Annotated in this window: 28 protein-coding genes and 1 pseudogene; 10 read left to right on the plus strand and 19 right to left on the minus strand. The window is 57.8% G+C overall.

Annotation, left to right across the window (positions count from 1 at the left end):
* Positions 1 to 183 (minus strand): acyl-CoA thioesterase (locus ACXJ5O_RS02530; RefSeq protein ID WP_457298510.1); only part of this gene is annotated, 183 nt, incomplete at its 3' end.
* 90 nt (positions 184 to 273) lie between these two features.
* On the opposite strand from ACXJ5O_RS02530, the gene ACXJ5O_RS02535 reads away from it, so the two are divergent.
* A complete protein-coding gene (locus ACXJ5O_RS02535) occupies positions 274 to 1,503 on the plus strand; it encodes a ubiquinone biosynthesis hydroxylase (RefSeq protein WP_457298511.1) in 1,230 nt (409 codons plus the stop codon).
* On the opposite strand, the gene ACXJ5O_RS02540 is transcribed toward ACXJ5O_RS02535, so the two are convergent.
* Both ACXJ5O_RS02540 and ACXJ5O_RS02545 read right to left on the minus strand, forming a co-directional pair.
* On the minus strand, positions 1,500 to 2,540 hold the full coding sequence (locus ACXJ5O_RS02540) for an aldo/keto reductase (RefSeq protein WP_457298512.1): 1,041 nt from the start codon (positions 2,538 to 2,540) through the stop codon (positions 1,500 to 1,502). The genes ACXJ5O_RS02535 and ACXJ5O_RS02540 overlap by 4 nt on opposite strands.
* A 27-nt stretch (positions 2,541 to 2,567) precedes the next feature.
* Entirely contained in the window at positions 2,568 to 3,092 is a 525-nt protein-coding gene (locus ACXJ5O_RS02545; RefSeq protein ID WP_457298513.1) for a hypothetical protein, read from the minus strand.
* A gap of 183 nt (positions 3,093 to 3,275) precedes the next feature.
* On the opposite strand from ACXJ5O_RS02545, the gene ACXJ5O_RS02550 reads away from it, so the two are divergent.
* The gene (locus ACXJ5O_RS02550; RefSeq protein WP_457298514.1) at positions 3,276 to 3,704 is read left to right on the plus strand and encodes an OsmC family protein; all 429 of its coding nucleotides are present in this window, start codon (positions 3,276 to 3,278) and stop codon (positions 3,702 to 3,704) included.
* A 204-nt stretch (positions 3,705 to 3,908) separates the two neighbouring features.
* On the opposite strand, the gene ACXJ5O_RS02555 is transcribed toward ACXJ5O_RS02550, so the two are convergent.
* From ACXJ5O_RS02555 to ACXJ5O_RS02575, 5 genes are all read right to left on the minus strand, one after another.
* Positions 3,909 to 4,688, minus strand: coding sequence for a succinate dehydrogenase iron-sulfur subunit (locus ACXJ5O_RS02555; protein ID WP_457298515.1), 780 nt, complete (start codon positions 4,686 to 4,688; stop codon positions 3,909 to 3,911).
* Between the two features lie 75 nt (positions 4,689 to 4,763).
* The gene (sdhA, locus tag ACXJ5O_RS02560) at positions 4,764 to 6,584 is read right to left on the minus strand and encodes a succinate dehydrogenase flavoprotein subunit (protein WP_457298516.1); all 1,821 of its coding nucleotides are present in this window, start codon (positions 6,582 to 6,584) and stop codon (positions 4,764 to 4,766) included.
* A gap of 8 nt (positions 6,585 to 6,592) precedes the next feature.
* A complete protein-coding gene (gene sdhD, locus ACXJ5O_RS02565; RefSeq protein WP_112525076.1) occupies positions 6,593 to 6,976 on the minus strand; it encodes a succinate dehydrogenase, hydrophobic membrane anchor protein in 384 nt (127 codons plus the stop codon).
* Positions 6,977 to 6,986: 10 nt separating this feature from the next.
* Complete coding sequence (sdhC, locus tag ACXJ5O_RS02570) at positions 6,987 to 7,385, minus strand: succinate dehydrogenase, cytochrome b556 subunit (protein ID WP_209998954.1); 399 nt, start codon at positions 7,383 to 7,385, stop codon at positions 6,987 to 6,989.
* 361 nt (positions 7,386 to 7,746) lie between these two features.
* Positions 7,747 to 8,220 (minus strand): GNAT family N-acetyltransferase, encoded by a 474-nt coding sequence (locus ACXJ5O_RS02575; protein ID WP_457298517.1) that lies wholly within the window; start codon positions 8,218 to 8,220, stop codon positions 7,747 to 7,749.
* A gap of 187 nt (positions 8,221 to 8,407) precedes the next feature.
* Between ACXJ5O_RS02575 and ACXJ5O_RS02580 the strand changes: the two genes are divergently transcribed.
* The 5 genes from ACXJ5O_RS02580 to queF all read left to right on the plus strand — a co-directional run bounded on the left by ACXJ5O_RS02580 (position 8,408) and on the right by queF (position 11,199).
* Complete coding sequence (locus tag ACXJ5O_RS02580; protein WP_457298518.1) at positions 8,408 to 8,812, plus strand: hypothetical protein; 405 nt, start codon at positions 8,408 to 8,410, stop codon at positions 8,810 to 8,812.
* Between the two features lie 77 nt (positions 8,813 to 8,889).
* The gene (gene queC / locus ACXJ5O_RS02585; RefSeq protein ID WP_457298519.1) at positions 8,890 to 9,600 is read left to right on the plus strand and encodes a 7-cyano-7-deazaguanine synthase QueC; all 711 of its coding nucleotides are present in this window, start codon (positions 8,890 to 8,892) and stop codon (positions 9,598 to 9,600) included.
* Entirely contained in the window at positions 9,597 to 10,250 is a 654-nt protein-coding gene (queE, locus tag ACXJ5O_RS02590) for a 7-carboxy-7-deazaguanine synthase (RefSeq protein ID WP_457298520.1), read from the plus strand. Before queC ends, queE begins: the two co-directional genes overlap by 4 nt.
* Before the next feature lie 107 nt (positions 10,251 to 10,357).
* Positions 10,358 to 10,744: a 6-pyruvoyl trahydropterin synthase family protein gene (locus tag ACXJ5O_RS02595; RefSeq protein ID WP_457298521.1), complete on the plus strand. Its 387-nt coding sequence runs from the start codon at positions 10,358 to 10,360 to the stop codon at positions 10,742 to 10,744.
* Positions 10,741 to 11,199, plus strand: coding sequence for a preQ(1) synthase (gene queF / locus ACXJ5O_RS02600; protein ID WP_457298522.1), 459 nt, complete (start codon positions 10,741 to 10,743; stop codon positions 11,197 to 11,199). The genes ACXJ5O_RS02595 and queF overlap by 4 nt, the downstream gene beginning before the upstream one ends.
* 192 nt (positions 11,200 to 11,391) lie before the next feature.
* Here queF and leuC read toward each other — a convergent pair whose 3' ends face one another.
* From leuC to rimM, 6 genes are all read right to left on the minus strand, one after another.
* Positions 11,392 to 12,801, minus strand: coding sequence for a 3-isopropylmalate dehydratase large subunit (gene leuC / locus ACXJ5O_RS02605; protein ID WP_271897663.1), 1,410 nt, complete (start codon positions 12,799 to 12,801; stop codon positions 11,392 to 11,394).
* A 117-nt stretch (positions 12,802 to 12,918) separates the two neighbouring features.
* Entirely contained in the window at positions 12,919 to 13,662 is a 744-nt protein-coding gene (locus ACXJ5O_RS02610; RefSeq protein ID WP_457298531.1) for an amino acid ABC transporter permease, read from the minus strand.
* A gap of 80 nt (positions 13,663 to 13,742) precedes the next feature.
* Complete coding sequence (locus ACXJ5O_RS02615) at positions 13,743 to 14,537, minus strand: basic amino acid ABC transporter substrate-binding protein (RefSeq protein ID WP_457298523.1); 795 nt, start codon at positions 14,535 to 14,537, stop codon at positions 13,743 to 13,745.
* 172 nt (positions 14,538 to 14,709) lie between these two features.
* The gene (rplS, locus tag ACXJ5O_RS02620; protein WP_112525226.1) at positions 14,710 to 15,162 is read right to left on the minus strand and encodes a 50S ribosomal protein L19; all 453 of its coding nucleotides are present in this window, start codon (positions 15,160 to 15,162) and stop codon (positions 14,710 to 14,712) included.
* Positions 15,163 to 15,361: 199 nt separating this feature from the next.
* Complete coding sequence (gene trmD, locus ACXJ5O_RS02625) at positions 15,362 to 16,072, minus strand: tRNA (guanosine(37)-N1)-methyltransferase TrmD (RefSeq protein ID WP_457298524.1); 711 nt, start codon at positions 16,070 to 16,072, stop codon at positions 15,362 to 15,364.
* Positions 16,069 to 16,650, minus strand: coding sequence for a ribosome maturation factor RimM (rimM, locus tag ACXJ5O_RS02630; protein ID WP_457298525.1), 582 nt, complete (start codon positions 16,648 to 16,650; stop codon positions 16,069 to 16,071). Before rimM ends, trmD begins: the two co-directional genes overlap by 4 nt.
* A 124-nt stretch (positions 16,651 to 16,774) precedes the next feature.
* Here rimM and ACXJ5O_RS02635 point away from each other — a divergent pair, with 124 nt between their 5' ends.
* From ACXJ5O_RS02635 to ACXJ5O_RS02645, 3 genes are all read left to right on the plus strand, one after another.
* On the plus strand, positions 16,775 to 17,731 hold the full coding sequence (locus ACXJ5O_RS02635; RefSeq protein WP_457298526.1) for a tyrosine recombinase XerC: 957 nt from the start codon (positions 16,775 to 16,777) through the stop codon (positions 17,729 to 17,731).
* A gap of 63 nt (positions 17,732 to 17,794) precedes the next feature.
* A complete protein-coding gene (locus ACXJ5O_RS02640) occupies positions 17,795 to 18,865 on the plus strand; it encodes a TraB/GumN family protein (protein WP_457298527.1) in 1,071 nt (356 codons plus the stop codon).
* A gap of 137 nt (positions 18,866 to 19,002) precedes the next feature.
* Positions 19,003 to 19,341 carry a hypothetical protein gene (locus ACXJ5O_RS02645; protein WP_112525046.1) on the plus strand — a complete coding sequence of 113 codons (339 nt, stop codon included), beginning with the start codon at positions 19,003 to 19,005 and terminating at the stop codon, positions 19,339 to 19,341.
* A gap of 64 nt (positions 19,342 to 19,405) precedes the next feature.
* On the opposite strand, the gene lpdA is transcribed toward ACXJ5O_RS02645, so the two are convergent.
* The 5 genes and pseudogenes from lpdA to ACXJ5O_RS02670 form a co-directional block, all read right to left on the minus strand.
* Positions 19,406 to 20,848, minus strand: a complete 1,443-nt coding sequence (gene lpdA, locus ACXJ5O_RS02650; protein WP_457298532.1) for a dihydrolipoyl dehydrogenase — start codon at positions 20,846 to 20,848, stop codon at positions 19,406 to 19,408.
* Positions 20,848 to 21,375, minus strand: a complete 528-nt coding sequence (locus ACXJ5O_RS02655) for a hypothetical protein (protein WP_457298528.1) — start codon at positions 21,373 to 21,375, stop codon at positions 20,848 to 20,850. Before ACXJ5O_RS02655 ends, lpdA begins: the two co-directional genes overlap by 1 nt.
* 82 nt (positions 21,376 to 21,457) lie before the next feature.
* Positions 21,458 to 22,753 carry a 2-oxoglutarate dehydrogenase complex dihydrolipoyllysine-residue succinyltransferase gene (gene odhB / locus ACXJ5O_RS02660; RefSeq protein WP_457298529.1) on the minus strand — a complete coding sequence of 432 codons (1,296 nt, stop codon included), beginning with the start codon at positions 22,751 to 22,753 and terminating at the stop codon, positions 21,458 to 21,460.
* A gap of 45 nt (positions 22,754 to 22,798) precedes the next feature.
* Positions 22,799 to 25,819, minus strand: coding sequence for a 2-oxoglutarate dehydrogenase E1 component (locus ACXJ5O_RS02665; protein WP_457298530.1), 3,021 nt, complete (start codon positions 25,817 to 25,819; stop codon positions 22,799 to 22,801).
* A gap of 88 nt (positions 25,820 to 25,907) precedes the next feature.
* Positions 25,908 to 26,213 (minus strand): annotated as a pseudogene (locus ACXJ5O_RS02670) (succinate--CoA ligase subunit alpha); the annotation flags it as partial.

Genomic DNA, 26,213 nt, shown 5'->3' on the forward strand with positions numbered 1-26,213 from the left:
GTGCAGCGAATGCACATGACGCAGAGGATCGACGGTACGCTGTGCTGCTACCAATGCCTGGCCAATGACCTGGCCGCCGAACACGCGTTGCCAGCCGGATTGCGGGCTGCGACCTCGAAACAGGTTGTGTTCAAGCATCTCAAGGTCGAGTATGGACAAAAGCTCATTCATGGCGTCAGACATGATCGAAGTCTCCCGTTCGCGCGTCCAACGCTTGCAACAGGAACAGCAGCACAAGTCAAGCGCCGCATAATCGCAACCCGGAGGCAAATCATGGTTGAACGAAGCTCCCCGCAAGACATCACCATCGCCGGCGCAGGCTATGTCGGCCTCGCGACAGCGGTTGCGCTGAAATCATCGGCGCCACACCTTGCTGTCACGGTTATCGACGCGGCGCCCGCCGGCGTGTGGCGTAACGATACGCGCGCCTCGGCCATCGCTGCCGCCGCGAGCCGCATGCTGGACCGTCTCGGATGCTGGGAGGCGATCCTGCCGGAAGCGCAACCCATCACCGAGATGATCGTCACCGATTCGCGCACGTCCGATCCGGTACGGCCCGTGTTCCTGACCTTCAACGGCGAAGTCGAACCGGGCGAGCCGTTCGCGCATATGGTGGAGAACCGCGTCCTCAACGCATCGCTGCGCAAGAAGGCAGAAGAGCTTGGCGTAACCTTCATCGAAGGCGCGCCGGTGATCGGTTTCGAACATGGCGAGGCACATCTGACGGTCCGTTATTCCGACGACAAAAGCTTGCGCACCCGGCTGCTGATCGCGGCCGACGGCGTCAAATCCCGCCTGCGCGAGATGGCCGGCATCAAGGTCGTGAACTGGGAATACGGCCAGTCGGGCATCGTTTGCACCGTCACCCATGAGCGCCCGCATCATGGCCGGGCCGAGGAACATTTCTTGCCCGCCGGTCCCTTTGCGGTGCTGCCGCTCAAAGGCAACCGTTCATCGCTGGTCTGGACAGAACGCACCGCCGATGCAGAGCGCCTGATCAACGAGGATGATTTCGTTTTTGAAGCCGAACTCGAACAACGCTTTGGCTTGAAACTCGGTGAAGTCCACGTGGAAGGCGCGCGTAAAGCCTTTCCGCTCGGTCTTACTCTCGCTCGGGATTTCGTCAAGCCGCGCTTCGCGCTGGTGGGCGACGCAGCGCATGGTATCCACCCGATTGCCGGGCAAGGTCTCAATCTCGGCTTCAAGGACGCTGCGGCGCTGGCGGAAACCATCGTCGATGCCGATCGGCTCGGGCTCGACATCGGTTCGGTCGCGGTGCTCGAACGCTACCAGACCTGGCGGCGCTTCGACACGGTGCAGATGGGCGTCACCACGGACGTTTTGAACCGGCTGTTTTCCAACGACAACGTACCTGTCAGGGCGCTGCGCGATTTCGGTCTCGGCCTTGTCGAACGGATGCCGCGGCTCAAGGGATTTTTCATCCGCCAGGCCGCGGGATTGTCGACGACAGCCCCGAAACTGTTGCAGGGCCAGCCGATCTAGAGCGGGCGTGGATATTTGCGGTAGATCGCGCTTATCTCCTTGAGGAGTTCCGGCGGCAGCGTGATCTGGCTTGCCCATATATCGGTCTTCAGCTGTTCCATCGACGTTGCGCCGATAATGACCGAGGTCATGAACGGCCGTGTCAGCGCGAAAGCAATCGCCATCTGCGCCACATCGAGATTGTGCTTGCGGGCGAGTTCAATATAAGCGCGAACTGCAGGCGCCGAGTGTTCATTGTTGCGCCACAGACCGCCAGGCTGAATCGAGCCACGTGTGCCCGCCGGCGTTTTCCCATCGAGATATTTGCCGGTCAGTACGCCGGAAGCCAGCGTCGAATAGGCGAGAAGGCCGACATCCTCGTGATGGCTGAGTTCGGCAAGATCGAGATCGAAGACGCGCTGGATAAGGCTGTATTCGTTCTGCACCGAGGCAACGCGGGGCAGATCATGACGCTCGGAAAGTTTGAGCCATTGACCGATGCCCCAGGCCGTTTCGTTGGAAAGGCCGATGTGGCGGATCTTGCCTTCCCTGACCATATCGCCAAGCCCGTGCAGGGTCTCTTCGATMTGCCCCACGACCTGCGACTTGTCCTGGTTTTGCGGCGCATACTGCCATGCGGTACCGAAATGATAATGACCGCGGGCGGCATAGTGGACCTGATAGAGGTCGATATAGTCGGTCTGCAGACGCTTCAAACTGCCTTCCACCGCCTCTCGCACGCTCTGGCGATCAGGTGGGGTTCCATTGCGGATCCAGCTATTGCCGCCGCCGGAAATCTTCGAAGCCAGCACGAACTTGTCGCGCTTGCCGGTCTTCTTGAACCACGTGCCGATATAACTTTCGGTTTTGCCGTAGGTATCCGCGCTCGACGGAATTGCATAGACTTCCGCCGTATCCATGAAATTGATACCCGCATCCAGCGCATAGTCGATCTGGCTGTGTGCATCGGCTTCGGTGTTCTGTACGCCCCAGGTCATGGTGCCGAGGCAAATTTCAGTGACGTCGATATCGGTCCTGCCGAGTTTCTTCAGTTTCACGGGATTTTCCTGTTTGATCTTGGTTGATCAGTCGACTTGGAGGCCAAGCCTCTGCTTTAGCTTTCTGACACGCTGGCCGTAATGATGGGAGACAGGGACGGCAGCAGCGGCCTCCCCTACCATATCAATCAATTCGCACTTTTCCAGTTCGTTAAGCTGCTGGCGCAGAAACGGGGAAGTTTTTTCGATGACAGTTGCGGTATCGCCGACCTGGCTGAAAGCCCATTTCGCGTAGATCATCGCCTCGTCCGCCTTTTTGGGACTGCTGATATGAAGGACCACACTCCTTACGGCATCGAAATGACCATCCGTAATCAGCACATCTTCGGCGATGATCGCAAGGATCAATGTCGCTGCGGCAAGAACGGGGTCCTCAATCGCAGTCAGCGGCGAATGCTCAGCCTGCAGGCGTATTTTCCTGCGCCGGAAATATCCGCGCACACGCCCGGCGCTGTCGATAACGTCGCCCGCTGCCTCTCCCAATACCTTCAACCTGTACCACCAGAAGAGGCCGCCGCCGAGGAGCCCGAGAACTGCCAGAATAATATGCATGATCAAAACCCCTCTATGAAAAACTTCAGTTTAGAGGGAGGGAAATCTATCCGTAAATTAGGCGATGGAATAATACGGTGCCATGGATATGATACGGAACTATGCTAGCACGGAACCGTTATCGCCAAGCCTGGATCACGGTGCACCACACGTCTTGCAACAACCTCAACGAGGGAGATAGAAATGGACAGACAAGCAACAGCAATCTGGAAAGGCGCGCTGAAAGATGGTCAAGGCACGCTCGACACCCAAAGCGGCGCACTGAAAAGTCTTCCCTTTAATTTCAAGGCCCGTTTCGAGGACGAAAGCGGCAAATCCGGCACCAATCCCGAGGAACTGCTGGGCGCGGCCCATGCGGGTTGCTTTGCCATGCAGCTTTCGCATTTCCTGGCGGAAAACGGCACCCCGGCTGAAAAGCTCGAGGCCAAGGCGGTCGTGACGCTTGACCCGGCCAAAGGCGCGATCACCAAGAGCGCACTGACCCTGGTCGGCAATGTTCCGGGTATCGACGCTGCGACTTTCAGCGAGCTTGCCAACAAAGCCAAGGCCAACTGCCCGGTGTCAAAGGCGCTCGGCGCGATCGAGCTGACTCTGGATGCCAAGCTGGCTTGATTAAATAGGTCAGGGGCACCTCCTCTCCGTCATCCTCGGGCTCGACCCGAGGACCCACGGAAGGAGGTAAGAATACGTCAAACTGATCGCCAATTTAAGAATGGGTCCTCGGGTCAAGCCCGAGGATGACAGAGAGGAAGGGTCCTTCAGGGCAAATGGACCTCGCCAAAGCCCCCTGTGAGGCCGATTCTTTAAAAGATCAAATCAAACCCGCCGTTCCACCATCATTTTCTTGATTTCGGCGATTGCCTTGGCGGGGTTCAGACCCTTGGGGCAAGCCTGCGCGCAGTTCATGATCGTGTGGCAGCGGTAGAGCCGGAAAGGGTCTTCCAGGTTGTCCAATCGCTCACCCGTTGCTTCGTCGCGGCTGTCGATCAGCCAGCGATAGGCCTGCAGGAGAACAGCCGGGCCGAGATAGCGATCGCCATTCCACCAGTAGCTCGGGCAGGACGTCGAGCAGCAGGCACAGAGGATGCACTCGTAAAGGCCGTCGAGCTTGGCGCGGTCTTCGTGGCTCTGCAGCCATTCCTTGGCCGGCTCAGGTGAGACCGTCTTCAGCCACGGCTCGATAGAACGATGCTGGGCGTAGAAATTGGAGAGGTCCGGCACCAGATCCTTGACGACAGGCAGATGCGGCAGCGGATAGATCTTCACAGCGCCCTTGATCTCATCCATGCCCTTGGTGCAGGCGAGCGTATTGGTGCCATCGATGTTCATGGCACAGGAGCCGCAGATACCCTCACGGCATGACCGGCGCAATGTCAGTGTTGGATCGATCTTGTTCTTGATCCACAACAGACCGTCGAGAACCATCGGGCCGCAATCGTCGAGATCGACATAATAGGTATCGATACGCGGGTTCTCGCCGTCATCCGGCGACCAGCGGTAAATCCGGTACTCGCGCAGATTGTTTGCGCCCTGCGGACGATCCCAGGTCTTGCCGGGACGCATCTRCGAGTTCTTGGGAAGTGCAAGTTCAACCATAATATTTTGGTCTCTCTATTTGTTCTTTCGCAATCCCGGACGGAARACCGGTACCCGCTTTTCCTGGGATTGCTTTTAGTACACACGCGCTTTCGGCGCGATCTTGGCGAGACTGATGCCGCCATCCTCTTCCTTGAGCAACGGCTCAAGGTGAACAGGACGATAACCCAGCGTGACCTTGCCATCCGGCGCCAGCCAGGCAAGGCTGTGCTTGCGCCAGTTGACATCATCGCGATTGGGGAAATCCTCATGCGCATGGGCACCGCGGCTTTCCTTGCGCGCTTCGGCGGCAACGACCGTAGTGATGGCATTAGCCATGAGGTTTTCGAGTTCGAGCGTTTCCATGAGATCGGAATTCCAGATCATCGAGCGATCCGTAACTTTCACATCCGGCAGTTCGCTCCAGATCTGCTCCATGCGGCTTACGCCCGACTTCAGTGATTCCGAAGTGCGGAACACTGCCGCATCCTCCTGCATGGTCTTTTGCATCTTCTCGCGCAACACAGCGGTCGGAATGCCGCCATTGGCATGACGCAGGCGGTCGAAGCGGTCCATGATCTTCGTGACCGAAGCCTCATTGATATCGGGGATCTTGGCGTTGCGGTCGATCACCTGGCCGGCGCGGATCGCAGCCGCGCGACCGAACACGACAAGGTCGATCAGCGAATTGGAGCCGAGACGATTGGCGCCATGCACCGAGGCACAGCCCGCTTCGCCCACCGCCATCAGACCGGGCTGGATGCGGTCCGGATCTTCCTTGGTTGGATTGAGCGCTTCACCCCAATAATTGGTCGGAATGCCGCCCATATTGTAGTGAACCGTCGGAATAACCGGGATCGGCTCCTTGGTGAGATCGACCCCGGCAAAAATCTTCGCCGATTCCGAAATGCCGGGCAGGCGCTCGTGCAGGACGGCCGGATCGAGGTGATCCAGATGCAGGAAGATGTGATCCTTGTTCTTGCCGACGCCGCGCCCTTCGCGGATCTCCAGCGTCATGCAGCGTGAAACCACGTCGCGCGACGCCAGATCCTTGGCGGATGGTGCATAACGCTCCATGAAACGCTCGCCTTCGGAATTGACAAGGTAACCGCCCTCGCCGCGCGCGCCTTCGGTGATCAGACAGCCGGCGCCATAAATGCCGGTCGGGTGGAACTGCACGAATTCCATGTCCTGCAACGGCAAGCCCGTGCGCGCGACCATGCCGCCGCCATCGCCGGTGCAGGTATGCGCCGACGTTGCGGAGAAATAGGAACGGCCGTAGCCGCCCGTTGCCATGACGACCATCTTGGCGGCAAAGCGGTGGATCGTGCCGTCGTCGAGGTTCCAGGCGACAACGCCGGTGATGGTACCCTCCTCATCCTGGATGAGATCGAGCGCGAAATACTCGATGAAGAACTGCGCATTGTGGCGCAGGCTCTGGCCATAGAGCGTGTGCAGTATGGCGTGGCCGGTACGGTCGGCTGCGGCGCAGGTGCGCTGTACCGGCGGCCCATCGCCATAATTCATCATGTGACCGCCGAAGGGACGCTGGTAGATCTTGCCCTCTTCGGTGCGCGAGAACGGCACGCCGTAATGTTCGAGCTCGTAGACGGCGGCCGGCGCTTCCCGCACCAGATATTCCATCGCGTCCGTATCGCCGAGCCAGTCCGAACCCTTGACCGTGTCATACATGTGCCACTGCCAGGAATCGGCACCCATGTTGCTGAGCGAAGCGGCGATGCCGCCCTGCGCTGCAACCGTATGCGAACGGGTGGGGAAAACCTTGGTGATACAGGCTGTCTTCAGGCCTTGCTCCGCCATGCCGAGCGTGGCGCGCAGGCCCGCGCCACCTGCGCCGACGACGACCACATCGAATTTATGATCGACGAACTTATAGGCTTTATCTGTTGGTGCCATAGTAGAGTTTAAACTCCAAAGCTCAGCTTGAGGATCGCAAAGATGCAGACAATACCGACGCCAAGAGCGAAGAACGTATTGAGCATCAAAAGCACGACCTTCGCGCCTTCACCGTGTACATAATCTTCAATGATGACCTGCATGCCGAGGCGCATGTGATAGAGACCGGAGACGAGCACCATCAACAGCACAATGGCGGTCAGCGGGTGGGACAGGGCGGCCTTTGTCTCGACATAGCCTGCGCCATGCAGGGACAGGATCAGCCCGATGAAAAACAGGATCAGCGGAATATTGGACATCGCAGTCAGGCGCTGACGCCAGAAATGTTCCGTGCCTTCTTTCGCAGAACCAAGTCCGCGAACTTTTTTAAGCGGCGTGCGCATATCGCTCATATCCGCCTCCTCAAGCTATCGTGAATGCGGCGATCCAGACCAGGATCGTCAATGCGACGGAAAGAACGAGCGAACCCCAGGCCATCTTCGTGGTCGTGTCCTTCTCGAGGCCGCGGCCGGTATCCCAGATCAGATGGCGGATGCCGCCGATCATGTGATGAATAAGGGCCCAGGTGTAACCGAGCAGGACCAAGAGGCCGATCCATGAACCATAGACCATGTTGACGATGTCGAACTGCCGCTCGCTTGTCGCCGTCGCGATCAGCCACCAGGCGACCAGCAGCGTGCCGACATAAAGCGCCGAGCCGGTGATGCGGTGGACGATCGACATGACCATGGTTGGAATTGGTTTGTAGATTTGCAAATGCGGCGACAGCGGCCGGTTTGCATGTAGATTTGTCTTGCTCATAGCGTCCCCGAGGGTAGCGCCACATCTGATTAGACGGGCAGGGCCGAAAGGCTGGATAAAGGCAATTTAGAGGGGTTTTAATCCGGTTTTTGCACTGCGTCAAAGCCCCATTCCGCACCCTCATGCGGCGAATTGGCTTGAATAGCAAGTCAATAAGGTTTTTGCTTAAAATTCAATCGTTTAAAGCGGTAAAAACGCCTGTTTCAAGGGTCAAATCTGGCACGCGTGCCCTGCAAAAATAAATCGCCCGAGTCTCGAATAGCGGGCCCCAAGTCGGGCATTTATACGATAGTGGTACGCGACAGGACGGGTCGTTCTCAGGATATTTCCATGTGCGACAACAATCCGGAGTTGATCCGGATCATTGGTTGCCGAAGCGGATGATGAAACTGGTCCAGTCGGCGGGCGCCGCGACCTGTTCATAGAGCTTGCGGCCGTCTTCCGGCACGCGCGGCGCATTGAGCGAGAGCTTGGTCCAGCCGCGCTCTTCCGCTTTGTCCGCGAGTACATCGATCAATGCCTTGGCGATACCTTTGCCGCGATGATCGTGATGCACATAGATATGATCGACCTGACCGGCGCGCATGCCGGACACGGGCTCAGGCAGATCGTAGAAAATGACGAATCCGACAAGAGCGCCATCGAGCCGGGCGCCCGCGATTTCCGCCGTGCGATCGCGCAACAGGTTCTCGGCGTAATAATCGTCCGGACGGCGCGGTGCGCCCCGCTTCAACGCCTGGGCATAACTGGCGAGGAGAGGCGCGAACTCATGGGCATGACTGAGATGGAGCAAGGAAATGTCGATGGAGTGCTCGTCCGCGCTTTTCTTGGTCATGGTCGCATCCGTCCCTTTGTAGCTGCCTGAGCAGGGTGTTCTTCTACATCGGAGGATTGGTTGATTGCAGCCAGCGCGTCAACCTGCGCCGGGGATGAAAATCGATTTGATTAGGTTTTGAGCGGATGACAATTGTTAATAAAGGGTTAATCTTGGGCAGACGAAATTCGAGCATCCGAGGGCGGCCATGTTCCAGAAGAAGAATCTTACCTGCTCAGTGCTGGCATCGCTGGCGTTCGCAGTCAGTTCGCAGATTGCGGCGGCAGAAGAATTCAATCCCGGCAACAGCTATGGCGACGAATATGGCAATGTGGTCCTGCACGAAGCGGGGGGCCCGAAAATCATCTTTGTGGGTGCCGCCGCTGTGAAATCCGACAAGCTGGGCCGGGACATTCGGCGACAGGTACCGGTCTACAAACGTGGCAAAGGTCCGTCGGTAATCTCGCCAGTCAGCGATCCGCTCGTCGCAGGCGTCGTCCCAGCGCCAAATACCGGGGGTTGCGACAGCCCGTTTGTTACTCGAGGGCGAGGCTACATGTATGGTCTCGACCGCAACGAAACGGCGGTTCTTGGCTATCCCGGCTGCGAATAGAGCGTCCTTGCATCAAGATTTGATTTGCCTCTGTTAGCTGCGCCCTGTATTGGGGCCGCTTTCAAAGAGGTAGTAATATGGCCCGCAGCTCCGACGGCGCACTCGTCATGTTTTCCGGCGGGCAGGATTCGGCGACTTGCCTCGCCTGGGCACTATCGCGCTTCGACCGCGTCGAGACGGTCGGTTTCGACTATGGCCAGCGGCACCGGATCGAACTCGAGGTGCGCGGGCAATTCCGCAGTGCCCTTGCCGGGAAATTTCCGCAATGGGCTGCGCGGCTTGGCGACGACCATATGCTGGACGCAAGCATCATCGGCCAGCTTGGATCGACAGCCATGACCCAGGATATCGCGATCGAGATGGCGGAAAACGGCTTGCCGAATACGTTTGTGCCCGGCCGTAATCTGCTGTTCTTCACACTCGCCGGTGCGCTGGCCTATCGCCGTGGCCTGCGGGTAATCGTAGGCGGCATGTGCGAGACCGACTTCTCCGGTTACCCCGATTGCCGCGATGACACGTTGAAAGCCCAACAAGTTGTTCTGTCGCTGGGGCTGGACCGCCGCATCACGATCGAAACGCCCTTGATGTGGCTCGACAAGGCCGAGACCTTTGCACTGGCGCAAGATCTCGGCGGCGAAGCTTTGCTGGATCTGATCGTCGAGCACACCCATACCTGCTATCTCGGCGATCGTTCGCAGCGGCATGAGTGGGGCTATGGCTGCAACGGCTGTCCGGCCTGCGAACTGCGTTCGAAAGGGTGGCAGAAGTTCAAGGCGGAGGCCGCATGACCTACGCCGTCAAGGAAATCTACCTGACCCTGCAGGGCGAGGGCAATCATACGGGCCGCGCTGCCGTGTTCATGCGTTTTGCCGGTTGTAACCTGTGGTCCGGGCTTGAGCGCGATCGCGAAGAAGCGATCTGCAAGTTCTGCGATACGGATTTCATCGGCGTGAATGGTCCGGGCGGCGGCAAGTTTAAAACAGCAGACGCTCTGGCTGACGCGGTGGCTGCAGCCTGGCCCGAGGGCGGCGGTGGAAAGCCCTATGTCATCTGCACCGGCGGCGAGCCCTTGCTGCAACTCGACACTCCGCTGATCAACGCCTTTCACGCGCGCGGTTTCGAAGTAGGTATCGAGACCAATGGCACCATCGCGGCGCCGACGGGTATTGACTGGATCTGTGTATCGCCCAAGGCAGCCGCACCGCTCGTTCAGACCAGCGGCAACGAGCTCAAACTGGTCTTTCCACAGAAGGAAGCCGAGACGTATCCAACACGCTTCGAGCAGCTCTCCTTCGAGCATTTCTATTTGCAGCCTCTTGACGTCATCGGCGATCCGGCGCAAACCGCCGCGCATGTGGCATCTGCAGCGGCCTATTGCCTCGCGCATCCGCTTTGGCGGCTGAGCACGCAGACACACAAGATACTGGGTTTGCCTTGAGGTAAGCCCTTTGTTTACCGCAATTCCGATTGCCAAAACCGTTACACAGTTTTGCTGGAATTGCTTTTGCGGGCGCCTGTATTGCGCCAATGCGAACGAGGAAAACCATGAGAATCTTCAACGAATTTACGTTTGAAGCGGCACATCATTTGCCGCACATCTTTCCCGACGGACACATCAATACGCGTCTGCACGGACACAGCTTTCGYGTCCGCGTGACGCTGGAAGGGAAACCAGATGCGAGGACCGGCCTTATCTCCGATCTTGGCGCTGTCAAAGGCGCCTTCGACAGCGCGCACGAGAAACTCGATCATCGCTATCTCAACGAGATCGAAGGGCTTGAAACACCAACGCTTGAAAACATTGCGATGTGGCTGTGGCGGCACTTTGCATTGTCTCTGCCCGGTTTGGCCGAGGTCGGCGTCTACAGGGATACCTGCGGCGAGGGCTGCGAGTACCAGGGCGAGTTCGAGATGGAAAGGAAAGCAGCATGAGTCATTATGCAGAACAGGCGACGATGCTCGGCAAGGATGTCAAAATCCCGCAGCATCCGGATGAGGCCGTCCTCGATGCCGTCCCGAACCCGCAGGCTGGAACGCTTTTCCTGGCACGCTTCGCCTGCCCGGAATTCACCTCGCTCTGCCCCGTGACTGGCCAACCGGATTTCGGCCATCTGGTCATCGATTATGCTCCGGACCAGACGCTGGTCGAGTCCAAATCGCTGAAGCTGTTTCTCGGCAGTTTCCGCAATCACGGGGCTTTTCACGAAGACTGTACCGTCGGAATCGGCAAGCGTATCGTCGAAGCGGTCAAGCCGCTGTGGCTGCGCATCGGCGGGTATTGGTATCCACGCGGCGGTATTCCGATCGATGTGTTCTGGCAGACCGGCCCGGTACCGGAAGGCCTATGGCTGCCGGACCAGGGTGTCCCGGCCTATAGGGGGCGGTGAAATCGGCACTGCAGGATAAAGTGAAAGCGGGCGTCGCTCTTTGCCCTCTCCCTTGTGGGGAGGGAGGCTGCGTAGCAGCAGGGAGGGAACCTTTTAAAGGTCTACCCMTTGATTCGGATTTTGAGGAAAGACCCCTCCCCTGACCTTCGGTCCGTCCCTCCCCACAAGGGAGAGGGGAAGGGCAGAGCTAGCTTACTTCCACTCTCTGATATCGACAAAATGTCCGGCAATCGCAGCGGCTGCCGCCATGGCAGGCGAAACAAGATGCGTGCGGCCCTTGAAGCCCTGACGGCCTTCAAAGTTACGGTTCGATGTCGAAGCGCAACGCTCGCCGGGTTTCAGACGATCATCGTTCATCGCAAGGCACATGGAGCAGCCGGGCTCGCGCCAGTCAAAACCCGCAGCCTTGAAAATCTTGTCGAGCCCTTCGGCTTCCGCCTGTTCCTTGACGAGTCCCGACCCGGGCACGATCATCGCATCGACGGTTGCAGCAACGGTGCGGCCCTCGACGACCTTGGCGACAGCACGAAGATCTTCGATGCGGCCATTGGTGCAAGAGCCAATGAACACACGATCAAGCTTGATATCCGTCATCGGTGTGCCGGGCTTGAGACCCATATAGTCGAGCGCGCGCCATTTCGATGAGCGCTTGGTCTCATCCGGAATCTCGTCCGGGTTCGGCACGGCGCCTGTGATGGCAATGACGTCTTCCGGTGACGAACCCCAGGAAACAATAGGCGGTAGATCGGCTGCATTCAGAACGACGACCTTGTCGAAATGCGCACCCTCATCGCTCTGGAGGGTTTTCCAGTATTCGACCGCCTGTTCGAACGCTGCGCCCTTTGGAGCGCGCGGCTTGTCCTTGACATAGGCGAAAGTCGTTTCGTCCGGTGCGATCAGACCTGCGCGGGCGCCACCCTCGATCGACATGTTGCAGATGGTCATGCGACCTTCCATCGACAGCGCGCGAATGGCTTCGCCGGCATATTCGATGACATAGCCGGTACCGCCCGCAGTACCGATTTCACCGATGATGGCAAGGATGATGTCCTTGGCGGTCACACCAGCCGGCAGCACGCCATCGACACGCACCAGCATGTTCTTGGCTTTCGACTGGATCAGCGTCTGGGTTGCGAGAACGTGTTCGACTTCCGATGTGCCGATACCATGCGCCAAGGCGCCGAAAGCGCCGTGGGTGGAGGTGTGGCTGTCACCACAGACAATCGTCATGCCCGGCAGGGTAAAGCCCTGCTCTGGCCCGATGATGTGGACGATACCCTGACGGATATCCTTCTCCGAATAGTATTCGACACCGAAATCCAGCGCATTCTTGGCAAGGGCTTCGACCTGGATACGGCTTTCATTGTTTTCGATACGCTTGGTCCGGTCCGGCGAGGTCGGTATGTTGTGATCGACGACGGCGAGTGTCTTTTCCGGATGGCGAACCTTGCGGCCGGTCAGTCGAAGACCTTCAAAAGCCTGCGGGCTGGTCACTTCATGGACAAGATGGCGATCGATATAGAGAAGGCACGTGCCGTCCTCCTGACTATCGACCAGATGGTCATCCCATATCTTGTCATAAAGTGTGCGTGGCGCAGACATTGCGATATCCTCAGACTTTCCAATTATTTCGTGGACATATGCACTCGAGGTCCAGTTACGTCAAGAAACAAGCGAAAAAAGTAATAATCCGGCGACAAAGCGCCGCTGTTTCCTGGATTAACGGCGATTCAAACGGCGTTCCAGCCAGCGCAGCCCGAGTGACAGGCTGATTGTCAGAACCAAGTATATATAGGCGACGACGGAGTAGGTTTCAAAGAAGCGGAACGAGCCCGAGGCATAGACCTTGCCCATCTGTGTTACGTCGACGACGCCGAGAACCGAGACAAGCGAAGAATCCTTCACCATCGAGATAAAATCATTGCCGTAGGGTGGCAGGATGGTGCGGATCGCCTGCGGCATGACGATCAGCCGAAACCGTTGAAACCGCCTGAGGCCCAACGCTTTCGCGGCTTCGATCTGCCCCTTGTCGACGGCTTGGATGCCCGCCCGGAAAATCTCGGCGAGAAAGGCCGCGTAGGCCAGCATCAATGCGATGATCGCGCGCCAGAGCAGCGAGAAATCGCGAACTTGCAATGGATCCAAAAGCCCTGCCGACTGCAGCGGCTGCGTCATGAAATTGCACAGCCAGACTGCGGCTGGCGCGCCGACAAAGGCGATATAGAACAGCAGCACCAGCAAGGGGATGCCGCGAACAATCTCGACATAAAACCGCGCAGTCTGCCTGACTGCAACCTGTTCTGAAAGGCTCATCACCGCAAGAAGAAGACCGAAGGCCGATGCGAGAAAGAAAGCAAGCAGCGAAACCCACACAGTAATCCAGATGCCCTGCGAGACCGTCGTGAAGACCTGCCCGTAGATCGGGCTGACGAGAATGGCGATGCCGAGTGCAACGGCAATCATCCCCGCAACAAGCAGCCACCACGGGAAATCATTCTTCTCCGAAGGTCCCCTGCTCTTCGTGTTGTCCGGCACTTTCGGGATTACTGCCCGAGTTTGTAGTCGAGGAACCATTTCTTGTTGAGCGCATCGAACGTGCCATCAGCTTTCAGCGCGGCAATGGCTGCATTGACTGGCGCGACGAGGTCCGAACCYTTCGGGAAGATGAAACCGAAATCCTCGGCGCCGAGCGGCCCGCCGATCAGCTTCAAGGCACCGCCGGACGCATCGACATAGCCCTTGCCTGCCGTGCTGTCAGTAAGGACGAGATCGACATCGCCGGTCTTCAGCGCCTGGATGGTCGCGCCGAACGTCTCGAAAAGTTTGATGCGCGGGTTCTGCTCATTGCCGTCCAACACATTGTAGACGGCCACATAGAAATTGCTCGTACCGGGCTGCGCACCGACGAGTGTATCCTTGGCGTCGGCGAAGCTTTTCGGATCGGTAAAACGGTTTTCGTCGCCGCGCACCAGCATGAACTGTTCCGACCGCATATAGGGTTCTGAGAAATCCACCTTCTGCTTGCGCTCGTCATTGATGGTGATGCCGGTCATGCCGATCTGGTACTGATTGTCCGCAACGGCCTGGATCATCGCGTCCCAGCTGGTGTTGAGATATTCGACTTTGAAGTTAAGCCGTTTGGCAATCTCATTCATCGCGTCATACTCCCAGCCGACAGCCTTGCCCGTCTTCGGGTCGACGAATTGCAGCGGCGGATAGGCATTTTCCGTCACGACCGTGACTTTCCTGCCGCCAAGATCGGGCAGCTCCGCGGCCAAGGCAGAAAACGGCGTCAGGGCGAGTATCAGCCCTGCCAAAAGAACGGATCGCAAGTTCATCTCAAACCCCTGTCACGTGTTTGCGTCGGAAACAGATTTCACCTTGTCATTGGCGCGTCAATCCCCGCAAGCATCTCTGTTCCTTCTGCGCCCGCGCAGGCAGATGTATTTTGCGCCGCAAACAAAAAAGGCGGCCCGAAGACCGCCTTTTTCAAAATGATAGGGACCGCGCTTATTCAGCGGCAGGTGCCTTGGCAACAGTTGCTTCCGAGACAGTCTCGGCTGCACCAGTTGCAGGAACTGTTGTCTTGTTCTTGCGGTTGTCTTTCTTCTCGACGATACGGGCGGCCTTACCGGTGAGGCCACGCAGATAGTAGAGCTTGGCACGACGTACCTTACCGCGACGAACGATATCGACGCCTTCGACCAGCGGAGAAATAACCGGGAATACGCGCTCGACGCCTTCACCATAGGAAATCTTGCGAACCGTGAAGTTCTCGTTGATGCCAGCACCGTTGCGGGCGATGCAAACGCCTTCATAGGCCTGAACGCGGGTACGGGTACCTTCCGTCACGCGGACATTGACACGAACGGTGTCGCCTGGGCGGAAATCCGGGAGCACGCGCTTGGCTTCGATTTTTGCTCTCTGTTCGAGATCGAGCTGACGAATAATATCGACGGTCATCGTCTTCATCCTTTGTTTTTCAAACAGTCAGAGCGCTCGACACTTGAAACATAGCAACATGGCCACATTTCTATGCCTCCGACGAAGCAGGAGCGAATTCACCATTCATTGATTAATGGACCGGGTATTTCCCGAGTTGGCGGGCTGATACACCATAAAACCCGGTTTGTCACCTACACAGACGATTCTTTTTGCTTGGCTATTTCTGTAATGAAGCTCTGTGCGCCTGCCAAAGATCAGGCCGGCGCTCCTTCGTCAACCGTTCCGCTTCTGCACGCCGCCATTTATCGATAGCGCCGTGATTGCCAGAGAGGAGCACATCGGGGATGCGTCGCCCTTCCCATTCCTGCGGCTTGGTATAGTGCGGATGTTCAAGAAGGCCGGTCTCGAAACTCTCCGTTTCACCGGACATGACATTGCCCATCACTCCCGGCAGGAGCCTGACGATCGCATCGAGGACGACGATTGCGGCAGTCTCACCGCCGGAAAGTATGTAGTCGCCAATCGAGATTTCTTCGAAATCCCGAGCCTCGATCAGCCGTTCGTCTACCCCTTCGAAACGTCCGCAGAGCATGATCGCGCCCGGTCCCGCAGCGAGTTCCCGTACACGGGCCTGGGTCAAGGGCTTGCCGCGCGGGCTCATGTAAAGTTTCGGACGCCCGTCAGCCACATGATCGACCGCGCGGGCAAGAACATCCGCCTTCATGACCATGCCAGCGCCACCGCCAGCTGGCGTGTCATCGACCATGCGATGCTTGTCGGTGGTGAAATCGCGGATCTGCACCGTTTCCAGTGACCATGCCCCGTCCACAAGCGCTTTTCCGGCAAGCGACACCCCGAGCGGTCCCGGAAACATTTCCGGGTACAGCGTCAGCACAGTGGCGCGAAAACCGCCTTCAACCGTGGTCATGGCTGCTTTTTCCCGCCATCCTCGCCGCCGAGTTGCCGGCGGCGTTCCTCATCTTCGTTTTCGTCGGGAATGAGACCCGCGGCGGCAGGATCGATAATGATATGACCGGCCTTGATATCCACATGCGGCACCGCGAGCAGCGTAAAAGGGATCAGCATCGGGCGCTTTCCCGGTATGGTCAGCTCAAGCAAATCGCCGCCGCCGAAATCGAACATCGCCGATACCTTGCCATGCTTGTTGCCTTCGGCGTCGATCGCCTCGAGCCCGATCAGGTCCGAGTGGTAATATTCGTCCTCATCCAGATCCTGCGGCAGTTGCGAGCGGTCTATGAACAAAGTCGTGCCATTCAGCGCCTCGGCCATATTCCGATCGTTCACGCCGCGAAAGCGCACGACGACCACCGTTTTCGCCGGGCGTATATCAAGCACCTCGAAAGGCCTGCCGGTAACGTCATAAAGCGGTCCATAATCCGCCAGCGCCATTGGATCGCCAGTGAAAGTTTTCACCCTGAGCTCCCCGCGCGTGCCATGCGCCGCGCCGATCACCGCCAACTGTACCGGGTCGTTCAACTTCGCCATTGGGCTTCTTCCATCTTTTTCATTCAGCCCGAATTAGAGCAAAGCCGAGGCAAATCCAAGGACGAAACGACTCTGTAAGAAGTCATGTGGCATTGTCCGGGCGAATAAGCTGAGGAGCGATGCCATGGGCGTCCAGCCACAAAACGAGCAGTTTCTTGTTTCGGCTCGACCGGATTTGATCGACGCTCGTGAGAATTGGCTGAAATCGCTGAAGAATACACGGCGGCTGGCAGCGAACACATTGGAAGCATATGAACGCGACACACGCCAGTTCTTCCAGTTTCTTACCGGACATCTCGGCGAACCTCCAGCACTGAAGGACGTGGCAACGCTAAGGATCGCCGATCTGCGTTCATTTCTGGCACGGCGGCGCAATGACGGCGCCGGTGCGCGTACGCTCGGCCGCGGGCTTGCGGGCATACGCTCGTTCCTGCGCTTCCTCGAAAAGCAGGGCATGGCCAACGCCGCCGCTTCCATCGCCATGCGAGCGCCGCGCCAGCCGAAATCGCTGCCTAAACCTCTGACGATGGTGGATGCACGGCGTGTCGTCGAGAAGGGCGAACAGCTGAACGAAGAACCATGGATCGCCGTGCGCAATGCCGCGGTCCTGACCCTGCTTTACGGCTGCGGCTTGCGTATCTCCGAAGCGCTCGGCCTCGACGGCGGCGCGCTGACCGATCCGGATGCGCGCTCGATCCTGATTACCGGCAAGGGCGGCAAGACGCGCATGGTACCGTTGCTACCGGTCGTACACCGGGCCGTTGCCGAATATCGCGCGCTCTGTCCCTACGATCTCGAAGAGGGCAAGCCGCTGTTTCGTGGCGCGCGTGGCGGCGAACTGCACTCAGCCATTATCCAGCGTGACATGCAGAAGATGCGCGGCGCGCTCGGCCTGCCGGACACGGCGACACCGCACGCCTTGCGCCATTCATTTGCCACGCATCTACTGGGACGCGGCGGCGATCTGCGCACGATCCAGGAGTTGCTCGGCCACGCCAGCCTGTCGACGACGCAGGTCTATACCGGCGTCGATACGGAGCGATTGATGGAAATTTACGCCAAAGCGCATCCCCGCGCCTGAATACGGACAATTTAGCGGCGGAGATTAACGCTTTCTCCGCAGGCTTACGGATAGATACCAGGCATGAACGACACCGATAATCTCACTTCGCTTGATCATATAGCAGACAGCCTCCTGCGGCTTTGCCTGGTACTGAGCTGGCTGCTGTTGGCTTCGCTCTTCGTGGTGTCTTTCAGTGTGACACGCGCCAGAGCCGAAGAGGTCTCGTGCGGCGGCCATGATCTGATCGCGGAAATGGCAAGGACCGATCCGGCAAAGCTTGATGCCTTGCGCAAGGAGGCCGCGGATACCGTAAACGGCAAGGGTCTGCTGTGGAAGATCGAAAAGCCTGGAACACGGCCATCCTATCTCTACGGCACGATGCATCTGACCGATCCGCGCGTTCTCAAGCTTTCCGACGCGGCGGAGACCGCCTATCGGGGTGCCGATACCGTCGTGATTGAAACAGATGAAGTCCTCGACCCGAATGCTCCAATGAAGGTCATGGCCGAAACGCCGGAACTGATGATGTTCATGGACGGCGATACGCTGGACAAGGTCATCCCCCACAACAAGCTTGAGACGGTGAAAACTGCGCTTTCTGAGCGGGGTATCTCGCTCGCTGCCGTCAATCGCATGCAGCCCTGGATGCTGACCAGCATGCTCGCCATGCCGGCATGCGAATTCGCTCGCAAAGAGGAAGGTGCAGCCTTTCTCGATATCAAGCTGGCGGAAGATGCCAAGGCGCAAGGCAAGCAGATTGCCGGGCTCGAGGCTATCAAGGATCAACTCGGCGCCATGGCGTCGCTGCCAACACGGTTTCACATCGACGGATTAATCGAAACGCTGACGCTCGGGTCGAAACTTCCGGATGTCTTCGAAACGATGACCGTGCTTTATACACAAGGCGATATCGGCATGATATTCCCTCTGATGCGCTCGGTATCTCCCGATGGCACCGAAAGCGGCCAGAATTATGCGGAACTCGAGGAGAAGATGGTCAATGCGCGCAACCGGACCATGGCGGAGCGCGCGTTGCCGATCATTGACAAGGGCAATGCCTTCATTGCCGTCGGCGCGCTACACCTGCCCGGAGAGCAAGGTCTTGTTTCCCTGCTGAAAAGCAGAGGCTATACAATCACTGCCGAGCAATAATTCGACCAAGTATTGACGCATATATCCGGCATCAATCCAAAACATCGCTGATCGATGATCTGGCAATTCCGGAACTTTCTGGACCGATAGTCGTTGTTCTCCTCGGAATGGTACTGAAAAGTCATGGAGGACACGAAATGACATACGATCCAAACCTGCAGCGGCCGGTGACTACTGATCCGCTGGATCCGGCACGTCCCAATTCTACGGTTGTGACGAACAAGAGCGGAGGGAGCGGTTTCCTTATAGCTGGTATCATCATCGCCGCCTTGGTTATTGGCGGCTATTACTTCCTCAACCGTAGCGACGTTGGTATGAGCCCGACCGCTCCAACACCGCCTGCTGCGACTGACACGACGACACCGGCACCGGCACCGGCTACACCTGAGCCGCCGGCAGCAACTGCACCTGCACCGACAGCTCCGGCTCCTGCCGAACCTGCTCCGGCACCAGCAGCGCCAGCGCCGGCTCAATAATTAGCGAGAGCATACAAAAAAGGCCCGGATATCCGGGCCTTTTCGATACGGTTGAAAAGTATGATTACATGTGGATCGGCTTGAAGAAAGTCGCCAAAGCAGCTTCGCGCACGGCTTCCGACATGGTCGGATGAGCGTGCGTCGTGCGCGCCAAATCCTCTGAAGAACCACCAAATTCCATCAGAACAGTTGCCTCGTGGATCATTTCACCAGCGCCGTAACCCAGAATATGAACACCAAGCACCCGGTCGCTCGCCTTGTCCGCCAGAATTTTCACAAAACCATCGGTGTGCAGCATGGCACGGGCACGGCCGTTGGCCGTAAACGGAAATTTGCCAGCTTTGTATTCGATACCGGCCGCCTTCAGCTCTTCCTCCGTCTTGCCGACAGATGCCACTTCAGGCTGCGTATAGACCACGCTCGGAATCGCGTCATAGTTGACGTGACCCACCTGCCCCGCAAGGATCTCGGCAACGGCAATGCCCTCATCCTCCGCCTTGTGCGCCAGCATCGCCCCCTCGACGACATCGCCAATGGCATAGATCCCCGGGACATTCGTCTGCCAATGATCATTGATAGCGACACGTCCGCGATCATCGACCGCAACGCCGGCGTCCTTCAGGCCCACACCGTCCGTATATGGTTTGCGGCCCGTCGAGACGAGCACTACATCAGCGTCGATGGTTTGCGCTTCGCCGCCCTTGACCGGCTCGAACGTAACCTTTGCGCCTTTCCCGGATTTTTCTACACCGGTCACCTTGGCACTCATCTTGAACTCGATGCCCTGCTTTTCCAGCATGCGCTGGAATTGGCGCGAGACTTCGCCGTCCATCGGTCCGAGAATCTTGTCCAGATATTCGACGACCGTGACCTTCGATCCGAGGCGAGACCAAACCGAGCCAAGCTCAAGCCCGATCACGCCGCCGCCAACCACGACGAGGCGCTCCGGTACTTTTTCGAGCTCCAGGGCGCCGGTCGACGATATGATGACTTTTTCGTCGAATTCGACATTGACGCCAGGAATGCCGGCGACATCCGAACCGGTAGCGATGACAATGTTCTTTGTTTCGATCTCCTGAACCGTGCCGTCTTCGGAAGTCACGGAAACCTTGCCGGCCGCTAAAATCTTACCCGTACCCATGAACGTATCGATCTTGTTCTTCTTGAACAGGAACGCAACGCCATTCACGTTGGCCTCGACCGTTGCATCCTTATGGGCCAGCATGGCAGGAAGATTGAGCTTTGGCGTGCCGACATCGACACCTAAAGTGGCATGGGAATGACCCGCCTCATGGAACACTTCCGAGGCATGCAGCAGTGCCTTTGACGGGATGCAGCCGATATTGAGGCAGGTTCCACCGAAAGTAGGGCGCTTCTCGATCACCGCGGTCTTGAGGCCAAGCTGCGCGGCCTTGATCGCGCATACGTAGCCACCCGGACCTGTTCCGATGACAACGACATCATATGCCATGATTGATTCCTTCTCTTGCGACGTTGCCCAGCAAATTACTGTTCAGGCACGCATTCTTTAAAGCGGAAGACTTCCCAGGGAAAAGTCTCGATGGGTTTTTCAAGTTTGAAATTAAAGCTGCTCATGGAGCTGGAAAAATCCGGCAGGAGCAGAGCCTGCGCAGCTGGTTCCTTGGCTTGCGGCAGAAGGTCGGCGTCGGCTCCCTCCTTCAAGGCATAGATGACGCCACGCCAAACGGTACATGCCTTCAGTTCATCACCTGTAACATCGCCAGTGGGGCACTTGTACATGATGATGCCGTTGGGTCTTGCAATGCCCTCATTCCACATGACCACGCCATCGAGTTTCAGATCGCTGTCATTCATCTCGATGGAGAATTCATTCGATGTCATGACAGGCTTGTCTTCGGGAACATGCTTGAACCTCAGTGTAAAAGCATCATCCCTGTCGGTGTAGATCGCACGATCCTGCGTGCAGGCGGCAAAAGCCGGAGCAGTAATCAGAGCCGACCCCAAGAGCGCAGCCAGAATAAGTGCAGGACGGGAATGAACGTTCGAATCCATCGATATTCTAACTCTCGGGTGTGGACACGACAGTGCCAACTAACCTCCCTTACGGGAGCAAAAGCCAGCACCGTCGTATTTATTAAAGATCGAGAACAAGACGCTCCGGATCCTCCAGGCTCTCCTTGACCCGAACAAGGAAGGTCACTGCTTCCTTGCCGTCGACGATGCGATGATCGTAGCTCAGCGCCAGATACATCATCGGACGAATGACAATCTGTCCGCCAACGACCACCGGCCGATCCTGGATCTTGTGCATGCCGAGAATACCCGACTGGGGCGCATTGAGGATGGGGGAGGACATCAGGGAACCGTAAACGCCGCCATTGGAAATGGTGAACGTACCACCCTGCATGTCAGCCATAGACAGCGCACCATCGCGTGCAGCCTTCCCGAGGCGGCCGATTTCCTTTTCGATCTCGGCGATCGACATCTGGTCGGCATTGCGCACGACCGGAACGACAAGGCCCCGATCCGTGCCGACAGCAACGCCGACGTGAGCGAAGTTCTTGTAGATGATATCGTTGCCGTCGATTTCCGCGTTGACCGAAGGTACTTCCTTCAGCGCATGCGTTACGGCCTTGGTGAAAAAGCCCATGAAGCCGAGCTTGACGCCATGTTTCTTCTCGAAGATTTCCTTGTAGCGATTGCGCAGATCCATGACCGCCGACATGTCCACCTCATTGTAGGTGGTCAGCATGGCGGCCGTGTTCTGTGCATCCTTCAACCGGCGCGCAATAGTCTGACGCAGACGGGTCATCTTCACCCGCTCTTCGCGCGATGCATCGTCAGCGGACGATGCGGGACGAGCCACAACAGGCTTGGGTGCTTCCGCTGCGGCGGGCTGGGCTGTGATCCCTTTGGCAACGGCATCAAGCACGTCACCCTTAAGCACCTGTCCGCGCTTGCCGGACCCTTCGACCTGAGAGAGCGAAACACCTTTCTCGGCAAGGATCTTGGATGCAGCAGGGGAAGCCGGCATCTCGCTTGGTTTGCGTTCGGTAATGGCCGGCTCACCGGCGACTTCGGCGGTCTTTGCTTCTGCTTCCTTGGTCGAAGCAGCACCAGCACTGCCCGAGGCCTGCGCGGTAGCTTCCGGCTTTGCCTCCGCCTTCTTGGCGGGAGCAGCTACAGCGCCATCGCCGGAACCGATCATACCGAGCAGGGCACCGACCTCGACCGTATCGCCCTCCTTCGCAGTAATTTCAGCGAGCGAGCCGGCAGAAGATGCCGGCACCTCGATCGTCACCTTGTCGGTTTCGAGTTCGACCAAAGGCTCATCAACGGCAATCGCATCGCCGACATTTTTGAACCATTTGCCAATTGTCGCTTCGGAAACGGATTCGCCCAGCGTTGGGACGCGGATTTCGGTGGCCATGTTCTCGTTCTTCCGTTGATCGTGATCTGTTGGGGTTAGGACCTATTACGAACCCAAAGCATCTTCAAGGAACGCTTCAAGCTGTGCAAGGTGTTTGGACATCAGGCCTGTTGCCGTCGAGGCTGCCGCAGGACGTCCGGTGTAACGGACGCGCTGATGCTTGGCATCGATATGCGCGAGGACCCATTCCAGATAGGGATCGATGAAGGCCCAGGCGCCCATGTTTTTCGGCTCTTCCTGACACCAGACCATTTCCGCGTTGCGGAAGCGGGAGAGTTCGGTGATCAGGGCCTTTGCCGGGAACGGATAGAGCTGCTCGACACGCAGGAGATAGACATCGTCGATGCCGCGCTTTTCGCGCTCCTCGTAAAGGTCGTAGTAGACCTTGCCGGAGCACAACACCACGCGGCGGATCTTCGAGTCCTTCTGCAGCTTAATAGGCTGATCCTTGAGGAGCTGCGCATCATCCCACAGCAAGCGGTGGAACGATGAATCGCCCGTGAAATCACCAATCGAGGAGACGGCACGCTTGTGACGCAGCAGGGATTTCGGCGTCATCAGGATAAGCGGCTTGCGGAAATCGCGTTTCATCTGACGGCGCAGGATATGGAAGTAATTAGCCGGCGTCGTACAGTTCGCGACCTGCATATTATCTTCGGCGCAAAGCTGAAGATAACGCTCAAGCCGGGCCGAGGAATGTTCCGGCCCCTGACCTTCATAGCCATGCGGCAGAAGGCAGACGAGGCCCGACATACGCAACCATTTGCGCTCGCCGGACGAGATGAACTGGTCGAAGATGACCTGCGCGCCGTTGGCGAAATCGCCGAACTGAGCCTCCCACAGGGTCAGCGCTCGCGGATCCGACAGCGAATAACCATATTCGAAACCAAGCACGGCCTCTTCCGAAAGCATCGAATTGATGACTTCGTAGATAGCCTGGCCCTTCTGCAGATTGTTGAGCGGGATGTAACGCTTCTCGGTGTCCTGATCATAAAGCACCGAATGACGCTGGCTGAACGTGCCGCGCTCGACATCCTGACCGGACAGGCGCACGGGATGGCCTTCCGTGACCAGCGAGCCGAATGCCAAAGCTTCGGCAGTGGCCCAATCGAAGCCTTCGCCGGTCTCGATCATCTTGGCGCGATTATCCTGGAAACGCTGAATTGTCCTGTGCACATTGAGCCCAGGGGGAACTTCGGCGAGCTTCCTGCCGATTTCCTTCAACGTCTTCACCGGCAGGCCGGTCTTGCCGCGCCGCTGCTCATCAGCATTGTCGGCCGTACGCAGGCCACTCCACGCACCGTCAAGCCAGTCGGCTTTGTTCGGCTTGTAATGCTGGCCAGCTTCGAATTCCTGTTCGAGATTTTCGCGCCATGCGGCCCGCATTTTTTCGAGGTCAGCGTCGGTGATGAGCCCTTCGTCGATCAGCTTCTGCGAATAGACCTGGACTGTCGTCTTCTGACTGCGGATCGTCTTGTACATGATCGGCTGCGTGAATGCAGGCTCATCGCCTTCATTGTGACCGAACCGGCGATAGCAGAACATGTCGATGACGACTGGCTTATGGAACGTCATGCGATATTCGGTGGCAATTTTCGCCACATAAACAACGGCTTCCGGGTCGTCACCATTGACGTGGAAAATCGGCGCTTCAATCATTTTTGCCACATCAGAGGGATAGGGCGAGGAACGCGAGAAGCGCGGATTGGTGGTGAAACCGATCTGGTTGTTAATGATGAAATGTACCGTGCCGGCAACGCGGTGGCCGCGCAGACCTGACAGGCCGAGACATTCGGCGACAACGCCCTGACCGGCGAACGCCGCATCGCCATGCAGAAGCAGCGGCATGATCTTGGCACGTTCGGACAGCGGCACAATCTCATCGCGGTCGCGCCCGACAATAAGATCCTGCTTGGCGCGCGCCTTGCCCATAACGACCGGATTGACGATCTCAAGGTGCGARGGATTGGCGGTGAGCGACAGGTGGACCTTGTTGCCGTCAAACTCGCGATCCGACGACGCACCAAGGTGATACTTCACGTCACCGGAACCTTCCACGTCATCCGGCGTATAGGAACCGCCCTTGAACTCATGGAAAATCGCGCGGTGCGGCTTACGCATGAACTGGCTGAGAACGTTGAGCCGGCCACGGTGCGCCATGCCGAGAACGATCTCCTTCAGGCCCATGGAACCGCCGCGCTTGACGATCTGCTCAAGCGCTGGGATGAGCGACTCGGCACCATCGAGGCCGAAACGCTTGGTGCCCTTATACTTGACGTCGATGAACTGCTCGAAACCTTCCGCCTCGATCAGCTTCGACAGGATGGCCTTCTTGCCTTCCGCCGTAAAAGCGACGCCCTTGTCAGGACCTTCGATGCGTTCCTGAATCCAGGCCTTTTCCACCGGATCGGAAATATGCATGAACTCGACGCCGATGGTCGAACAATAGGTGCGCTGCAGGATGTCGAGCATCTGCGGGATCGTCGCATATTCGAGACCCAGCACATTGTCGATGAAGATCTTGCGGTCGTAGTCGGCCGGCGAGAAACCATAGCTCTCGGGCGACAGCTCGTTATAATCTTCCTTGACTTCGGCAAGGCCGAGCGGGTCAAGTTTGGCATGCAGATGACCACGCATGCGATAGGCACGAATCATCATGATCGCGCGCACGGAATCGCGGGCAGCATGGATGATATCCGAATCTGACGCTGGCACCTGAACGGCAACCGCAGCGCCATTGGTTACAGCTGCGCCGTTGGTACTCTTGGCCTTCAACTTGTCGGTGATGTGCTTTTCAACTTCGCCCCAATTGCCATCGAGCGCTGAAACGAGCTCGCCATTACTGGTGATTGGCCAGTTTGGCTTCTCCCAGGAAGCGCCCTTGGCATTGGCGATAACGTCARCCTTGCTGTCGTTGAGGTTGGCGAAGAATTCCTGCCATTCGGCATCCACCGATGCCGGATCCTGCTCGTAACGCGCGTGCAATTCCTCGATATAATTGGCATTGMCGCCATAGAGAAATGAGGTGAGAGCGAAAAGATCGTTGGCCTGTTCTTGACGTGCCATGTTCGTGACCGGAGCCCTGCTCCGTCTCCTTTTCTGGTGGTTGACCGGGGCGCCTACCGTCCCGATCCGTTCTCGTTATACTAATGTCTCAGCCCTTGAGGACTTCGACCAATGTCTTGCCGAGCTGCGCTGGCGAAGGCGAAACGCGGATACCCGCGGCTTCCATCGCTGCAATCTTGTCTTCCGCGCCGCCCTTGCCGCCGGAGATGACAGCGCCGGCATGGCCCATCGTGCGTCCGGGAGGAGCCGTACGCCCGGCAATGAAACCAGCCATGGGCTTCTTGCGGCCACGCTTTGCTTCGTCGGCAATGAACTGCGCTGCATCTTCTTCAGCCGAGCCGCCGATTTCACCGATCATGATGATCGATTTGGTCGCTTCGTCGGCAAGGAACAT

This window comes from Phyllobacterium sp. P5_D12 (genome assembly GCF_054049495.1).

What these genes read in the sequence shown, in the direction of transcription:
- queC (WP_457298519.1), top strand. Translation starts at nt 8,890, where the DNA reads ATGGCCCGCAGCTCCGACGGCGCACTCGTCATGTTTTCCGGCGGGCAG.
- queE (WP_457298520.1), top strand. Translation starts at nt 9,597, where the DNA reads ATGACCTACGCCGTCAAGGAAATCTACCTGACCCTGCAGGGCGAGGGC.
- sdhD (WP_112525076.1), bottom strand. Translation starts at nt 6,976, where the DNA reads ATGAGCGATATGCGCACGCCGCTTAAAAAAGTTCGCGGACTTGGTTCT.
- ACXJ5O_RS02550 (WP_457298514.1), top strand. Translation starts at nt 3,276, where the DNA reads ATGGACAGACAAGCAACAGCAATCTGGAAAGGCGCGCTGAAAGATGGT.
- queF (WP_457298522.1), top strand. Translation starts at nt 10,741, where the DNA reads ATGAGTCATTATGCAGAACAGGCGACGATGCTCGGCAAGGATGTCAAA.
- trmD (WP_457298524.1), bottom strand. Translation starts at nt 16,072, where the DNA reads ATGACCACGGTTGAAGGCGGTTTTCGCGCCACTGTGCTGACGCTGTAC.
- rimM (WP_457298525.1), bottom strand. Translation starts at nt 16,650, where the DNA reads ATGGCGAAGTTGAACGACCCGGTACAGTTGGCGGTGATCGGCGCGGCG.
- ACXJ5O_RS02545 (WP_457298513.1), bottom strand. Translation starts at nt 3,092, where the DNA reads ATGCATATTATTCTGGCAGTTCTCGGGCTCCTCGGCGGCGGCCTCTTC.
- ACXJ5O_RS02580 (WP_457298518.1), top strand. Translation starts at nt 8,408, where the DNA reads ATGTTCCAGAAGAAGAATCTTACCTGCTCAGTGCTGGCATCGCTGGCG.
- ACXJ5O_RS02575 (WP_457298517.1), bottom strand. Translation starts at nt 8,220, where the DNA reads ATGACCAAGAAAAGCGCGGACGAGCACTCCATCGACATTTCCTTGCTC.
- sdhA (WP_457298516.1), bottom strand. Translation starts at nt 6,584, where the DNA reads ATGGCACCAACAGATAAAGCCTATAAGTTCGTCGATCATAAATTCGAT.
- ACXJ5O_RS02640 (WP_457298527.1), top strand. Translation starts at nt 17,795, where the DNA reads ATGAACGACACCGATAATCTCACTTCGCTTGATCATATAGCAGACAGC.
- sdhC (WP_209998954.1), bottom strand. Translation starts at nt 7,385, where the DNA reads ATGAGCAAGACAAATCTACATGCAAACCGGCCGCTGTCGCCGCATTTG.
- leuC (WP_271897663.1), bottom strand. Translation starts at nt 12,801, where the DNA reads ATGTCTGCGCCACGCACACTTTATGACAAGATATGGGATGACCATCTG.
- rplS (WP_112525226.1), bottom strand. Translation starts at nt 15,162, where the DNA reads ATGACCGTCGATATTATTCGTCAGCTCGATCTCGAACAGAGAGCAAAA.
- ACXJ5O_RS02655 (WP_457298528.1), bottom strand. Translation starts at nt 21,375, where the DNA reads ATGGATTCGAACGTTCATTCCCGTCCTGCACTTATTCTGGCTGCGCTC.
- ACXJ5O_RS02635 (WP_457298526.1), top strand. Translation starts at nt 16,775, where the DNA reads ATGGGCGTCCAGCCACAAAACGAGCAGTTTCTTGTTTCGGCTCGACCG.
- odhB (WP_457298529.1), bottom strand. Translation starts at nt 22,753, where the DNA reads ATGGCCACCGAAATCCGCGTCCCAACGCTGGGCGAATCCGTTTCCGAA.
- ACXJ5O_RS02610 (WP_457298531.1), bottom strand. Translation starts at nt 13,662, where the DNA reads ATGATTGCCGTTGCACTCGGCATCGCCATTCTCGTCAGCCCGATCTAC.
- ACXJ5O_RS02645 (WP_112525046.1), top strand. Translation starts at nt 19,003, where the DNA reads ATGACATACGATCCAAACCTGCAGCGGCCGGTGACTACTGATCCGCTG.
- ACXJ5O_RS02535 (WP_457298511.1), top strand. Translation starts at nt 274, where the DNA reads ATGGTTGAACGAAGCTCCCCGCAAGACATCACCATCGCCGGCGCAGGC.